Here is a 14,658-nt window from a genome sequence, read left to right on the forward strand (position 1 = left end):
GCGACAACGGCGAGGAGCTCACCCCGGGCCGCGAGCCCGGGCGGACTCCGGAGCAAGAGCCGAAGCAATCGCAGGACGAGGACCTCACCCCGGGCCGGGAGCCCGGCCGGGTCCCGGAGCAACAGCCGAAGCAACCGCACGCTGGGAACCGAACTGTGAACGACAGCCCTGACGGACAGAGCCCCGACGGGCTCGGCTCGGACGAGCTGGCACTGCGCCGGATGCTGCAGGACGCGGTGCAGGACGTCGAGCCGCGCGACGGCACCCTCGACCACCTGCGCCGGGCCGTGCCCGCCCGCCGTGCCCGCAAGCGGCAGGCCGCGGTCGGCATGGCGGCCGCCGCGCTGTTCATCGGCACCGCCGTGCCCGCGCTCGTGCACGTCACGCGCGTCAGCGGCTCCGACGCCAACCCCTCCATCGCCGGCCAGGCGTCGGCCGCCCAGGGCGGCTCGACCCAGGGCGAGGGCACGAACGGCGGCAGGACCGACGCGGGCGGCACCGGCGGCACCACCGAGGACGGCGGCCAGAACGCCGGCAGGCCGGACCCCGACGACAAGGGCGACACCGCCGGCCCCGGCGCCGACGGCACCGCGGACCCGTCCGGCAGCGGCGACGCGAGCGCGCCCGCCTGCACCGCGGACCAGCTCAGCGCGAGCGGCAGCTCCGGCGCACCCGACTCCATGGGCACGGTCTACGGCAGCTTCCAGGTCACCAACACCTCCGCCGACAGCTGCTCCGTCGTCGGCTCCGGCGAGGTCACGCCCCTGGCCCAGGGCGCGGCCGACCCCGCCGAGATCGGCCTGGCGCGTCACACCGCCGGGGACGCGGCGGTCGGTCTGCCCGACCCCTCCCTGGAGAGGCACGAGCTCGTCCTGGTGCCCGGTGCCGCCTACGAGGTGAAGTTCGCCTGGGTGCCGTCCGCGACCTGTCCCACGGGCGGGGGGACCGGAGGCGGGACCGGCGGCGGCACGGGCGGCGGCGGCGGTGACGGAGGCGGCACGGGCGGCGGTACGGGCGGCGACACCGGCGGGACCGGCGGCGGTGACACCGGCGGAGCCACACCGACCCCGACACCGACCCCGACGACCACCGCCGGCAGCACCACCGAGGGCACCGAGACCACCGGGGAGACCGGTGTGACCACCCAGCTGCTCACCGAGGAGGGCACGGCCGACGGCAGCGTCGCCGTGACCTACACGGCCGAGCTGGGTGCGCCGAGCGCCGGCGTGACGGTGTCCGGCGCGTGCGCCGGGACGGTCTACCGGACCGGGATGCTGTCCGGGTCGTAGGAGCCGGAGGAGTCCGAGGGATCGTCGGAGGAGTCCTCGGAGTCCTTGGAGCCCTTGGAGCCCTTGGAGTCCGGGGAGCCGGAAGGGCCGGAGGAGTCCCGGGTGCCGGGTGAGGCGTCGTCCTCGTCCGGCACCAGCCCCATCTCCGCGTCCCTGGCCAGCTCCACCTCGCGGCGCAGCAGCCGGAACCACATGAACACGACGAAGCCGGTGAAGACGAACCACTCACCGGTGTAGCCGAGGTTCTGGAACGCCTTCAGGTCCAGACCGGTCTGCGCCGCCGCCTGCGCGGGGACGGCCTTCATCCCCGAGTCGCCCCGGTTGAGGGTGACGAACGCGTCCTCGACGTCGTACGGCACCAGGTTGACCAGGGAGGCCGAGCTGATCGCCGCCGTCTGCCCGGAGGGCAGGCCGCCCCGGGCGCTCACGCCGTTGTCCCCCGGCGTCTCGGACGCCTGGAGCGCGCCGGTCACGGTGACCTCGCCGGACGGCGGGGCCGGGGCCTTCGCCGGGTCGGCGGTGCCGGGCAGCCAGCCGCGTACGACGGGGAGGGCCTTGCCGTCCTGCTGCCGCAGCAGTGTCAGGACGTAGTGGCCCGGCCTGCCGTCCAGCTCGCGGTCCGGGACCAGCAGCTGGTCGGCGTAGCGTCCGGTGGCGGTGGCCTGTTCGCCGGAGGTCGCCTTGTCCACCGGCAGCAGCTCGGCCAGCGGGAGCGCGGGCTTCCCGCGGTCCTCGGAGGCCCACTCGCCGGCGGCGCGGTGGTTGTCCAGCCGCTCCTCGAACCGGCCCAGCTGCCAGGAGCCCATGAACACGCAGAAAGGGATGGCGAGCAGGACGAAGACGTTGATACCCCACCAGCGGGGCGTCAGCAGGAACCGGTACACGCCTTCCACGGTACGGGGCCGGGGTACGGGTGCGGGGTTCGGGGTCCCGAGGCCCCCGGTTCGGGTTTGATAGGGGCCATGAGCAGCGACGCAGAAGCCATGCCCGAGTGGGAGAAGCGGTTCCGCGCACCGCGTGTCTCCCTGCCCGACTGGGCCGAGGACGCCCCCGACAGATCCCTTTTCGTGTCGAACGCGACAGGGACGTACGAGCTGTACGCCTGGGACCGTGCCACCGGCGACCGGCGCCAGGTGACCGCCCGGCCCAACGGCACCACCGACGGTGCGCTCACCCCGGACGGCGCCTGGATCTGGTGGTTCGACGACAAGGACGGCGACGAGTTCGGCGTCTGGCGCCGCCAGCCGTTCACGGGCGGGGAGGACGAGGCAGCCGTACCGGGCCTGGAGCCCTCCTACCCGGCCGGGCTGGCGCTGGGCCGGGACGGCGGCACGGCCGTCGTCGGGCGGTCCACGGACGAGGACGGCACGACCCTGCACGTCGCCCGCCGGGGCGAGGCCCCCGTCGAGATCTACCGTCACCGTGAGTCCGCGGGGGTCGGCGACCTCTCCCACGACGGCACCCTGCTGGCCGTCGAGCACACCGAGCACGGCGACGCGATGCACTCGGCGCTGCGGGTGCTGCGCCTGGACGGCACGGCCGTCGCCGAGCTGGACGACACCAAGGGCGGCACCGCCGAGCTGGGCCTGGAGGTGCTGGGCTTCGCGCCGGTCGACGGCGACACGCGTCTCCTCGTCGGGCATCAGCGGCGCGGCCGCTGGGAGCCGCTGGTGTGGGACGTGGACTCCGGCGAGGAGACCGATCTGGCGCTGGAGCTGCCCGGCGACGTGAGCGCCGAGTGGTACCCGGACGGCACCGGGCTGCTCATCGCGCACAGCTTCGAGGCCCGCAGCGAGCTGTTCCGCTACGACCTGACGAGCAGGGCGCTGGAGCGGGTGGAGACGCCGCCCGGCACCGTGTCGGGGGCGACCGCGCGGCCCGACGGCAGCGTGGAGTACCTGTGGTCGTCGTCGGCCGAGCCGTCCGCGGTGCGGTCCACGTCCGGAGGGGTGGTGCTGGATCCGCCGGGGATGAGGTCGCCGGGTTCGGTGGCGGTCGAGGACGTGTGGGTGGAGGGGCCCGGCGGCCGGATCCACGCCCTGGTGCAGAAGCCCGCCGGGGCCACGGGCCCGCTGCCGACGGTGTTCGACATCCACGGCGGGCCGACCTGGCACGACAGCGACTCCTTCGCCGCCGGGCCGGCCGCGTGGGTGGACCACGGTTACGCGGTCGTCCGGGTCAACTACCGCGGCTCCACGGGGTACGGGCGGGCCTGGACCGACGCCCTCAAGCACCGTGTCGGTCTGATCGAGCTGGAGGACATCGCCGCGGTGCGCGAGTGGGCGGTGGCCTCCGGGCTGGCCGACCCGGCGCGGCTCGTCCTCACCGGCGGCTCCTGGGGCGGCTACCTCACCCTGCTCGGCCTCGGGACCCAGCCGGACGCCTGGGCCGTCGGCATCGCCGTGGTCCCGGTCGCCGACTACGTCACCGCCTACCACGACGAGATGGAGGCCCTGAAGGCGATGGACCGCACCCTGCTGGGCGGTACGCCGGAGGAGGTCCCGGAACGCTTCGAGGCGTCGTCGCCCCTGACGTACGTCGACCAGGTCAAGGTGCCGGTGTACATCTCGGCCGGGGTGAACGACCCCCGCTGCCCCATCCGCCAGATCGACAACTACGTCAAGCGGCTGGAGGTCCGGGGCGCGGTGCACGAGGTGTACCGCTACGACGCGGGGCACGGGTCCCTGGTGGTGGACGAGCGGATCAAGCAGGTCCGGCTGGAGCTGGACTTCGCGGCGCGGCACCTGCCTGCGGCGGCCGGCCCCGACGGGCCTCGGTAGCAGGCGCCTGCCGGCGGGGCTGCGGCGGCGTCGCGCCGCAGCCCCGCCGTTCCTGCACCGCGTCGGGTGCGGCTGTGGCTGTGGCTGTGGCTGTGCGTCGTGCGCGGCTGCGGGTGGTCGTGGGCCGGTCGCGTGGTTCCCCGCGGCCCTGGGGCGTCCCGGTGGGGCGTGTCAGCGTGTGGCGCGGCGCTGCTCCGCCGTCCCGCCGTTCTCCCTTTCCGCCGTGCGCGGGCGGCTGCGGGTGGTCGTGGGCCGGTCGCGTGGTTCCCCGCGGCCCTGGGGCGTCCCGGTGGGGCGTGTCAGCGTGTGGCGCGGCGCTGCTCCGCCGTCCCGCCGTTCTCCCTTTCCGCCGTGCGCGGGCGGCTGCGGGTGGTCGTGGGCCGGTCGCGTGGTTCCCCGCGGCCCTGGGGCGTCCCGGTGGGGCGTGTCAGCGTGTGGCGCGGCGCTGCTCCGCCGTCCTGCCGTTCTCCCTTTCCGCCGTGCGCGGGCGGCTGCGGGTGGTCGTGGGCCGGTCGCGTGGTTCCCCGCGGCCCTGGGGCGTCCCGGTGGGGCGTGTCAGCGTGTGGCGCGGCGCTGCTCCGCCGTCCTGCCGTTCTCCCTTTCCGCCGTGCGCGGGCGGCTACGGGTGGTCGTGGGCCGGTCGCGTGGTTCCCCGCGCCCCTGGGGCGTCCCGGTGGGGACGGCCTCAGCCGGGGTGGTGGTCCGGTTCCCGGGTCCGGCGGCCCAGCAGTTCCGCGAAACCCCTGCGGGTCGCCGCCAGGATCACCCGGTCCCCGGCCCCGAGGACGTACCCCTGCGGCAGCTCCCACACGAGCCCCGCCCCGGGGGCGTCCTCGGGGCCGGCGCCCGTGTCGAGGGCCAGCACCCTCCAGGACCCGGCCCGGAAGGCTTCTCCCACGGTGCGGCCCTCCAGCTGCGGATGCCCGGCCACCTCCAGCGCGGCGAACAGCAGCACCCTCCGCTCGACGGGGATCGCCCCGAGGATCTGGCGCCCGAACATCGCCCCGGCGAACGCGGGCGCGGCCAGGTGCGTGACGCTCCGGCTCCGGGTGAGGGCCTGCGGATGCGCGGCCCGCAGCGTGCGGTACACGGCGGTGGCGAAGTCGTCGTCGTACAGGCGCAGCACCACCCGCAGGTCCGACCGCACGGACCGGGCGTACAGCGCCGCTTCGAGGTTGGTCGAGTCGACGCTGGTCAGCGCGAGCAGCGCATGCGCCCGATGCACCTTCGCCGCCTCCAGGACACCCTCCTGCGTGACGTCCCCGAGCACCACCGGCACCCGCAGCCGCCGCGCCACCGCGAGGCCGCGCGCCTCGGGGTCGGTCTCGACGCACACCACGGGGATGTCCAGCTCGCGCAGCCGGATCAGCACCCGCGCGCCGATCTTGCCGAGTCCCAGCAGCACCACATGCCCCCCGAGCCCGCGGGGCGGCCTGCGCAGCCCGGACGCGTTGCGGAACGTGCCGAGCGCCTCCAGGACGGCGGCCAGCAGCACCGGGAGGAGGAGCAGCCCCAGCAGCCCGGTCAGGAGCTGGAGGATCTGGCGGCCCGTCGATGTGTTCAGCGCGGGCTCGTTGATGGCGAACAGGTCCAGGAGCGTCACGTACGTCGCGTGCAGCGGGTGGTCCCCGGTGAGGACGGTCAGCGCCACCGCGAGGGCCACCACACAGCCGACCACGCCGGCCAGTGACCAGCGCAGCCGCCGGGAGAACAGCGACCCGAGGGCCGGCACCCCGGACGGCGTGCCGGAGGGCGCCCCGGAGTACGACACCTGCTCCAGCACGATCGTCCCGCGCCCGGTCGCCTCACCGACCGCGGCGGCGTCGGGCAGCAGCCGCGGGCCCTGGTCGCCGCTGCTCTCCGAACCGTCCGCGCCCGCAGGGTCGTTGCTCGTCGCGGACAGCAGCGCGAGGGTCGCCAGGCCCGGGTCGGCGACCTGCCCGGGGCCGGGCGGCGGCCGCTCGACCGCGCGCAGCATCAGGCCGTCCGTCTGGACGACCTTGCTGGTCCCGGCGAGGGCGGTGGCGGCGAGTGCGGGTGCCGCCGTGTCGGCGTCGGAGAGGACCACGGTGGATGCGTCCGGCGCGGAGCCGGTCGCCAACGCGGCCGCCTGGTCGAGGAGTTCCTCGATGTGCTGGCCCAGGCGGCGGTTGTACAGGCGCAGCACGAGCCTCAGCCGCGGGTTGAGGCGGCGGGCGGTGAGGGCGGCGCGGATGTTGGTCTCGTCGTCGTCGTGGACGAGCGCGAGGGCGGCCGCGCGGTCGACCCCCGCCTCGGCGAGCACGGCCTCGGTGGGTTCTGCGGCCTCCAGGACGCGTTCGGGGGCCCCGCTGTCGCCGCTGCCGCGGGCCGCGTTCACCATCCGGTCCAGCAGGGCCGCCGAGGCCGCCCGGGCCCGTCCCACGACGGGCCGGCTCACGCGGCGCCCGGCCTGCGGCACGACGAGCGTGACCTGTTCGCCGTAGACACCGCGCAGTTCGGCGGCCAGCCGGTGCGCGAGCCCGTCGTCCCCGCACACCACCATGTGCGCGCCCGCGCCGCCCGGCGGACCCTGGTTCGGAACGCTCCCCACGAGGGGACAGACTGCCGTACGCCCGGGGCCGGTTCCAGTCGGCCCCGGCGGGAGGGATCTTCTGTACTGGGGTTCGAGCCTTCGTCGTGGGGTGTGATCCCGCGCGCCGGTGCGCACCCGGTGCGCGTGTGGAGCGTTGGGCCTGCTGTGGCGCTGGATGCAGAGACGGTTCTGCACCCCTGGTCCACGGTCGTGCAGGAACGGTTCTGCACCCCGGGCCGGCAACGCGCCGGGCACGGCGACCGGGAGAGACGGCTGTGTGGACTTGCGCGAGCGGACCCGACGTCCCACCTCCCGCCTCCGGCGACAGCCGGACGGGACGGACCGAAGGGCCCCGACGGACCGAAGAGGCCGGACGGACCGAAGGAGCCGGACGTCCTGAGGGGGACGGACGTGCCGGTGGATCCGGGCGTGCCGGTGGATCCGGGCGTGCCGGTGGATCCGGGCGTGCCGGTGGATCCGGGCGTACGGAGGGGTCCGGGCGTGCCGGTGGATCCGAGCGTACGGAGGGGTCCGGGCGCATCGAACAGCCCGGTGTGACCGGTGTGACCGGTGCGACCGGCCGCACCGGTCACACCAGTCGCACCGGGCATGCCCCGAGAACCCCGGAGGGAGCGGCCCCGGTGCGGGACGCGGACCCCGGCGGACTCGTCGGACGGAACCGGGAGACCGTCCTGCTGGGCGAGTTGCTGGCCGCCCACCGCCTGGTCACGGTCACCGGCGCCCCCGGCGTCGGCAAGAGCGGCCTCGCCGCGACCGTCTGCGCGGGCACGGCCGGCGGACCCTGGCGGCGGGTGGTACGGGTGCGCTGGCCGGGGACCGGGACGGGGGGCCTGGCGGCGGAGATCGCACGGGTGCTGGACGAGGGGGAACCGGCGGCCGTCGCGGACGGGGGACGGGCCCCTGCCGGCGGGGCGGCCGACAGCTCTTTCCCCGGCCTCGCCCGTGCCCTGCGCGCCGCGGCCCGGCAGGGCCCGGTGCTGCTGTTCCTGGACGACGTCGACCCCGTGCACACCGCGTGCACGGGCCTGGTGCAGCGGCTGCTGATGGCCGTGCCCGGCGTGCGGATGCTGGTGACCTCGCGGGCGCCGCTCGGGCTCGGCGACGAGCACGTGCTGCGGCTCGCCCCGCTGCGCACCGAGGCACGCGACGACGACGAGGGCACGGTCGCGCCGGCGGCCCGGCTGTTCCTGGAACGGGCGCGTGGAAAGGGCCCGTTCGAGCAGGCCGCCGTGCACGAGGTGTGCCGGCTGCTGGAGGGCCTGCCGCTCGCCGTCGAGCTGGCCGCCGGCCAGACCGGCAGGCACTCCGTGGAGGAACTCGCCCGGCTGCTGCGCCGGCACCAGGTCTGGCTGTCCGGACCGCGGCCGGGGGCACCCCGCCGCCACCGCTCGCTGCGCTCGGCGATCGCCTCGGCGTACGCGCCGCACGAGCGGGCCGTACGCGCCGTATGGGCGCGGGCCAGCGTCTTCGCCGGGTCCTTCGCCGAGTCGGCGGCGGTCTTCCTGTGCGCGGGCGGCGGCGTCGCCCCGCACGAGGTGCCCGGCGCTCTGGCCCGCCTCGCGGCCATCGGCGTGCTGCGGCCCGACGGCGACCCCGCCGGGGTGCACCGCCCGCGCTACCGGATGACGCGCGCCGCCCGCGACTTCGGGGCGGAACGGCTGCACGCGGCCGGTGAGCACGCGGTCGCGGTCGAGCGGCTGGTCACGCACTCCCGGCGGGTGGCCGAGGTCGCCGAGGACCTGTGGGGCGCGGGCTCCCAGCGCCAGGCCGTACGCCTGCTCGCCGAGGAGCAGGACGACCTCATGGCCGTCGCCCGCCACGCCCTGGACCGGCCCGAGCACACCGAGGCGGCCCTGGAGACGATGGTCGGACTGTGGTTCTGGTGGGTGGTGTACGACCACGCCGACGAGGGCCGGGACCTGCTGCTCACCCTGCTGCGCCGATGCGACCCGGACAGCCCGCAGGCCGTCCGCGCGCAGTGGCTGGCGGCTTGGCTGACCGCCTCCGGCGATCCGCGCGGGGCCCGCTCCCTGCTGGGCCGCGCCTGGCCCGCCGCGATGCTGGCCGGCGACGACGCCGCGCTCGGCCGTATCGCGCACGTCCAGGGCATGCTGGCGCTGCGCGAGCACGACGCCGTCGCGGCCGCGGCCCACTTCAGGGAGGCGGCCGACACCGTCCCGGCGCACGCGCCGGGCGGACCCTCGGCGGCGGTGAGCCTCGCCGCCCTGGCCGTGGCCGAGTCCGCCTTCGACCCCGCGGCCGCCCGCCGCAGCGCCCGCCGCGCGCTCTCCCACCCGGACGTCCGCGAGGACACCTGGGCCTGTCTGCTCGCCCGCTATGCCCGGGCCGTCGTCGACCACCGCCACGGCCGTCGCGGCCGCGCCTGGCACCGCGCCCGGCGTGCGCTGGCCGCGCTGGACCTGGAACTGCCCGCGCCGCTGCCCGCCCCGCACGGCTGCGCCGCGCTGCACGGCCTTATCGCGGACATCGAGTCGGGTGCGGCGGGCCGTGACCGGGGCCGGGTGCCGTTCGTCCCGACACCGCGCACCGCGGCGGGCCTGCCGGCCCCGTCGAGACGACCCCGGTGACCCTGATGGTCCCGATGGGCCGGGCGATCTCTCGGAATGCAGACCCGGTGAATACGGACGGTCACGGAAGGTGAATGGGTGCGGGTGATGACAAGTAGGTAGTTGTGCACGGAAATTACCGGTGGGCAATTGCGGAAACGGAAACTTGCTCCGATGCTGGAAGAGCTGCGCCCGCCTGTTCCGGTAGCCGCGGGCGCAGCTCGCCCGCCGGCGCGCGCACATCCCCCCGCGGGTGGGATGATGGGGACGGTGATCCTCCCGGCAGGAGGTGGATCATGGGACAGGCGCGTGAAGCGATGGACCGGCTCACCGAGGCCGTCACCTCGAAACCCGACCTGAAGGCCGTGGCCGAACTCTTCGACGAGGACGCGGTCGCCGTCACGCCGGACGGCGTCTTCCACGGCCGCGAGGCCGTCGTCGAGTGGTGGCGCCAGATGACGGACGCGGTCCCCGATGCCGTCTTCGAGCCGCTGTACGCCTTCGAGTCCGGCGACACCGCCATCGACGAGGGCTACTACAGCGGCACCAACTCCGGCCCGCTGCAACTGCCTTCGGGCGAGACGCTCCCCGCGACGGGGAAGGCCGTCAAGGTGCGCGGGGTCGACCTCGCGACCGTCCGGGACGGACACATCGTCAGCTACCGGGCCTACTACGACCAGCTGGCGTTCCTGGAGCAGCTGGGGCTGCTCCCGGAGACGCAGGAACCCGCGACGTCGACGTAGGAACCCGCGACGCGGCGACCTGTGACGCAGGAACCCGCGCGACACCCCCCTCTGACACGGCTGGGGCATTTCTCGATCCGGAGAGGAGCCCCGGCCGTGGTGCGTCGTGCACGCGATGAATTCCATGGGCCCAATTCGGTTCATACCGCTGCCGTCGAGTGATCTGGATCACCTCGCAACCGTTTTCCGTAATGCTCGCCGAACGGAAAACGCTTAATGGTCTGGGCCACTGCTGTTACCGGTGTGCCTCATGTGACCTTCTGGTGGCCGTAGCGGCCTATTTGGGGTGGATTTCTTCGTGAGTCGACGTAAGGGGCACGCGTACAGGCCTTTGAGTCTCAAGCGGCGGGCGTGGCTGACGCTCGGCGCGGTGGTGCTGGGGGGTGGGGGCCTGGCGACGTACGCCGTGGCCAGCCCCCCTGCCGGTCCGGAGGAGACGGGGCAGGACAAGCGGCCGGTCGAGGTGTTCGACCTGGCCCTGAAGGCGCCGGCGGCGGGCAGGCGTGAGCTGCCGCGGACGGAGACGAAGCAGTTCTCGCTGGTCGGGGTGTCGTGGACGGGTGCGACCAAGCCCCTTGAGGGCAGGGCGCAGGTGCGGACCCACAGCCTGGAGACCGGCGAGTGGAGCGGGTGGCACGACCTGGAGCTGGACGCGTACCGGCCGGAGGAGCCGGACGCGCAGATGCGCGGGGCGTCCGCGCCGCTGTGGGTCGGCCCGTCCGACGGCGTGCAGGTGCAGATCCTGCACGAGGACGGCACGACGGCCGCCCTGCCCGCGGGACTTGAGGTCAACATGGTCGACCCGGGTGTGGTGACCGAGGCCGAGACGAAGATGGACGAGCCGGAGCCGGCCGCGTTCGCGGTCGGGGGCACGGTGGCCCAGGCCCCGGCGGCCACGACGGCGGAGTCGACGGTGCCGCAGCCACCGGTCACCTCGCGTGCGGACTGGGGCGCGGACGAGAACAAGAGCCCCGACCCGTCGGAGTACAACCCGGACGTGAAGGCGGTGTTCGTCCACCACACCGACGGCGCCAACGACTACGACTGCGCCGAGTCGCCCTCGATCGTCCGCGGCATCTACGCGTACCACACCGACGTCGAGAAGTGGAACGACATCGGCTACAACTTCCTGGTCGACAAGTGCGGCACGGTCTTCGAGGGCCGCAAGGGCGGCATCGACAAGCCGGTGCTCGGCGCCCACACCTACGGGTTCAACCGTGAGTCCGCGGGTATCGCGGTGCTCGGTGACCATGTCGGGGAGGGTGCCTCCGACGCGGCGCTCGCGTCGGTCGCCCGGGTGGCGGCGTGGAAGCTGAGCCTCTACGGCATCGACCCGGTCGGCACGGTGGACCTGAACGCAGGTATCGACCAGACCAACTACTTCGGCAAGAAGTTCGTCCTGGGCACGAGGTACCCCTTCGAGCGGATCTCGGCCCACCGGGACGGCTTCAACACCCAGTGCCCGGGTGACGCCCTGTACGCCCAGCTGGGCAAGATACGCACCTGGGCGGCCGGTCCGGTGGAGGACGTGAAGATCGGCTCGCTCACCGGCGCGACCGCGTCGGGCTCGACGTACTACACCAAGGGCGCCGTCACGGTGCGCTGGTCGGCCGCCACGCCCGCCTCGCTGATCAAGCGTTTCGACGTGCTGGTGGACGGCACCCCCGTCGCCGGCACCTCCGGCCTGGGCACGGCGAAGGCCGTGACCCTGGCCGCGGGCAGCCACACGGTGGCCGTGCGGGCCACGCACATCACGGACAGGACGACGACCAGCGCGCCGCTCACCGTGGTCACGGACGCCACGGCGCCGACGTTCACCTCGGCGCCGAAGCTCTCCCTGCGCACCGGCACGGTCGACACGACCGCCGTCCCGGTCACCCTCGGCTGGAAGGCCGCCGACGACAAGGCGCTGCGCCAGGTGCAGCTGCTGACCCCGGCGACGGCCACCTTCAGCGCGGCCGCCACCCTCTCCAACCGCACCGCCGGCTCCGGTGCGGCCGCCACGTGGTCGATGCGGGCGTACGACTACGCCGGCAACTACGGCAACGTCTCCGCCTCCTTCACCCCGCTGATCCTCCAGGAGACGTCGGCGGTGAAGACCGGTACCTGGTCCACCCGTTCCTCCACCAGCTACCTCGGCGGCAAGTCCTACTCCAGCGCCTCGAAGAGCGCGAGCCTGACCTGGACGTTCACCGGCCGCTCCGCCTCCTGGGTGGTCTCCCGCGCCTCGACCTCCGGCCAGGCGTACGTCTACGTCGACGGCGTGAAGACCGCCACGGTGGACCTGAAGTCGACCGCGACCCTGTACCGCCAGGCGATCTGGACGAAGACGTGGTCGGCCGCCGCCAAGCACACGATCAAGATCGTCGTGGTCGCCACCACCGGCCGCCCGACCGTCACCACGGACGGCCTGGTCTACATCAAGTAACCACCGCTGATCACCCGTCCCGGGGGCCCGGCCTGCACACCAGGCCGGGCCCCTGCGTGTTCTCCCGGTTCAGGCCGCTGCACGCGCCACGCGGCAGCTCCGGCAGTGTCCGGGCTTCGACTCGCCGGTGAAAGCGCCCCAGAGGGAAGCCCCGAAGCACAGAGCCGGACCGTCCGGGACCTCGCTGCCACGGACGGGGACGACACCCGGGCATCCGGCGGACGGCCGATTCCGGTCCGGCTGTTACTCACTTTCGGGTGATGGGCCGGATTCCGGCGGGGTGGCGCGCTGTGGCGGTCGAGGGGCACGGCCCCGCTCCCACAACGGCAGATCGTCCACCAAGACGTCAATTTCGTGCATACAAGACATACGTGAGTGTTGCAGTCAACAGTCACAGAAATATGGTCAACAGGTAACACGGTGCGCGTTTCCTCTCCAACTCCTGCACACGGCGGACAAAGTCTGTGGTGCGCGGCCAACCGGTCGCCACCCGCACATCGCACCGACCCCGGCGGCTGCCCGTGAAGGCCGCTCCCGAGGGAGGGTGCCCGCACCATGTAGGGGTACTTGATGTCCGCTTCCTCTTCCCTCACCTCCCGCCGTCTGCTTGCCGCCGTGCTCGCGGCCGGCGCCGTCATCGGGGCGGCGGCGCTGCCGGCGTCGGCCGCCGACCACGACCGCGGCCCCCGTGCCCCGAGGGTGGAGATCTCTGCCGTCCAGTACGACTCCCCGGGACGGGAGGACCGCTCGAACCGCTCGCTGAACCGGGAATGGGTGGAGCTGACCAACACCACCCGCCGCGCCGTCAACCTCGACGGCTGGACGCTGGAGGACGAGGACGGCCACACCTACACCTTCGACGGCTACCGCCTCGCCGGGCGCTCCACCGTCCGCATCCACACCGGCGTGGGCCGCGACACCCGCACCGACCTGTTCCAGGACCGCCGCCGCTACGTGTGGGACAACCGCGACACCGCCACCCTGCGCAACGACCGCGGCCGTTTCATCGACGACGAGTCCTGGGGCAACGACCGCCACCACCACGGCGGCGGCCACCACCACGGCGGCGGTCACCACAACCACGGCGGTGGCCACCACAACGACCGCGGCCACCACAACGACCGCGGCAACCACAACGACCGCGGCAACCACAACGACCGCGGCAACCACAACGACCGCGGCAACCACAACGACCGCGGCAACCACAACGACCGCGGCAACCGCCACTGACCGCTTCCTCACCACGCCGGTGACGGCTGAACACCCCACCCACGCGTACACATGAGACACAGGCGCGCCCGGCCACCTCCATGGCCGGGCGCGCCGACGTCCTGTCCATGCGGCCATACCTGTCCGAACCGCCGCCGGCCTGCCGCACGGGCCGTGCAAGCCTCGACGCGGACACCGTCAGCTGCACCGCACGTTCGGTCCACGGGAACGCCGCCGTCAGATTTCTCCCAGGCCCCGGCAGCACCCCAGAAACCACTCAGGGGCCCGACCCGCTGAGCGGATCAGGCCCCTGACCTGGTACTGCACTGTCGGGGTGGCGGGATTTGAACCCACGACCTCTTCGTCCCGAATTAGGTCCGATCATGTTGCCCACCAGCTGCGAAGGGTGTATGCCCAGGTCAGGCTGTTGGTGGCTGTTGGTCTCGGGTGGTGTCGCGAGGGCTCTGGGAGAAGATCTTCTCCCAGATTTCTCCCAAGCGGTGGGGTGACAGCGTGACAGTTGCTTCAGGATGTCGCGTTACGAAGGCGAATTTGCATGCTGCGGTACGCCGTCAGCTGCAGCACGGCGCATGGCGTGCCACCGTCTATGCATTGCTCGCGCAGAGGATCGGTTGAACCGTCCTTTCAAGTACCTCGACGTCTCTCTGCTCTGGCTGAGGGAGTTGGCCGAACCCGCGGGTGTACCTGCACGTTTGGAGCAAGAATGGCCGCCTGGTAGATCAACAAGGCGCAGGGGGCGAAGTTCTGTATGACGAGCCAGGTGGAAGTAGGCGGCCTGAGGATCGCCAAGGCGCTGTCGTACGTGTGTGGGCATCGGGACGAACTCGCCGCGCTGCTTGACGAGGACGACGCCGCCTTGCGTGCTGTCGAAGCCGCAGTCGGCAGGCCGCCCGCAGACGTCTCGCTCACTACCCTTCTGGACGCCTTGCACGCAGCAGTTCGATGCGCAGGCGATCCATCGGGGGTGTATGGGGGAATGGGCCGCAGCGTGATGTCGGCCGGTGTTGCTGGTTTGGACGTCGTGTACCGGTGTCCCTTGCAGCTGT

General features: G+C 73.4%; 8 protein-coding genes. 6 read left to right on the forward strand and 2 right to left on the reverse strand.

Going from position 1 to position 14,658, the window contains the following annotated elements; genetic code table 11:
* Positions 1 to 155: 155 nt before the first annotated feature.
* On the forward strand, positions 156 to 1,289 hold the full coding sequence (locus ACIQGV_RS12560) for a hypothetical protein (protein ID WP_402493697.1): 1,134 nt from the start codon (positions 156 to 158) through the stop codon (positions 1,287 to 1,289).
* Here ACIQGV_RS12560 and ACIQGV_RS12565 read toward each other — a convergent pair.
* The gene (locus ACIQGV_RS12565; RefSeq protein WP_402493699.1) at positions 1,259 to 2,173 is read right to left on the reverse strand and encodes an SURF1 family protein; all 915 of its coding nucleotides are present in this window, start codon (positions 2,171 to 2,173) and stop codon (positions 1,259 to 1,261) included. The two genes, ACIQGV_RS12560 and ACIQGV_RS12565, sit on opposite strands and share 31 nt — an antisense overlap.
* 78 nt (positions 2,174 to 2,251) lie before the next feature.
* Between ACIQGV_RS12565 and ACIQGV_RS12570 the strand changes: the two genes are divergently transcribed.
* The gene (locus ACIQGV_RS12570) at positions 2,252 to 4,069 is read left to right on the forward strand and encodes a prolyl oligopeptidase family serine peptidase (RefSeq protein WP_402493701.1); all 1,818 of its coding nucleotides are present in this window, start codon (positions 2,252 to 2,254) and stop codon (positions 4,067 to 4,069) included.
* A gap of 685 nt (positions 4,070 to 4,754) precedes the next feature.
* Here the strand turns inward: ACIQGV_RS12570 and ACIQGV_RS12575 are convergent.
* Complete coding sequence (locus tag ACIQGV_RS12575) at positions 4,755 to 6,593, reverse strand: NAD-binding protein (protein WP_402494119.1); 1,839 nt, start codon at positions 6,591 to 6,593, stop codon at positions 4,755 to 4,757.
* A gap of 671 nt (positions 6,594 to 7,264) precedes the next feature.
* On the opposite strand from ACIQGV_RS12575, the gene ACIQGV_RS12580 reads away from it, so the two are divergent.
* The 4 genes from ACIQGV_RS12580 (at position 7,265) to ACIQGV_RS12595 (ending at position 13,612) form a co-directional block, all read left to right on the forward strand.
* Positions 7,265 to 9,232, forward strand: a complete 1,968-nt coding sequence (locus ACIQGV_RS12580) for an ATP-binding protein (protein WP_402493702.1) — start codon at positions 7,265 to 7,267, stop codon at positions 9,230 to 9,232.
* A gap of 275 nt (positions 9,233 to 9,507) precedes the next feature.
* Entirely contained in the window at positions 9,508 to 9,954 is a 447-nt protein-coding gene (locus ACIQGV_RS12585; RefSeq protein ID WP_402493704.1) for an ester cyclase, read from the forward strand.
* 298 nt (positions 9,955 to 10,252) lie between these two features.
* Positions 10,253 to 12,382, forward strand: coding sequence for a peptidoglycan recognition protein (locus ACIQGV_RS12590; protein WP_402493707.1), 2,130 nt, complete (start codon positions 10,253 to 10,255; stop codon positions 12,380 to 12,382).
* Positions 12,383 to 12,952: 570 nt separating this feature from the next.
* Entirely contained in the window at positions 12,953 to 13,612 is a 660-nt protein-coding gene (locus ACIQGV_RS12595; protein WP_402493710.1) for a lamin tail domain-containing protein, read from the forward strand.
* Positions 13,613 to 14,658: the final 1,046 nt, after the last annotated feature.

The sequence above is a fragment of the Streptomyces sp. NPDC093094 genome, from assembly GCF_044754345.1.
In the GTDB taxonomy this organism is placed as follows: Bacteria; Actinomycetota; Actinomycetes; order Streptomycetales; family Streptomycetaceae; genus Streptomyces.

Coding starts and splice junctions, on each gene's coding strand:
- ACIQGV_RS12570 (WP_402493701.1), top strand. CDS start 2,252: ATGAGCAGCGACGCAGAAGCCATGCCCGAGTGGGAGAAGCGGTTCCGC.
- ACIQGV_RS12575 (WP_402494119.1), bottom strand. CDS start 6,593: ATGGTGGTGTGCGGGGACGACGGGCTCGCGCACCGGCTGGCCGCCGAA.
- ACIQGV_RS12585 (WP_402493704.1), top strand. CDS start 9,508: ATGGGACAGGCGCGTGAAGCGATGGACCGGCTCACCGAGGCCGTCACC.
- ACIQGV_RS12595 (WP_402493710.1), top strand. CDS start 12,953: ATGTCCGCTTCCTCTTCCCTCACCTCCCGCCGTCTGCTTGCCGCCGTG.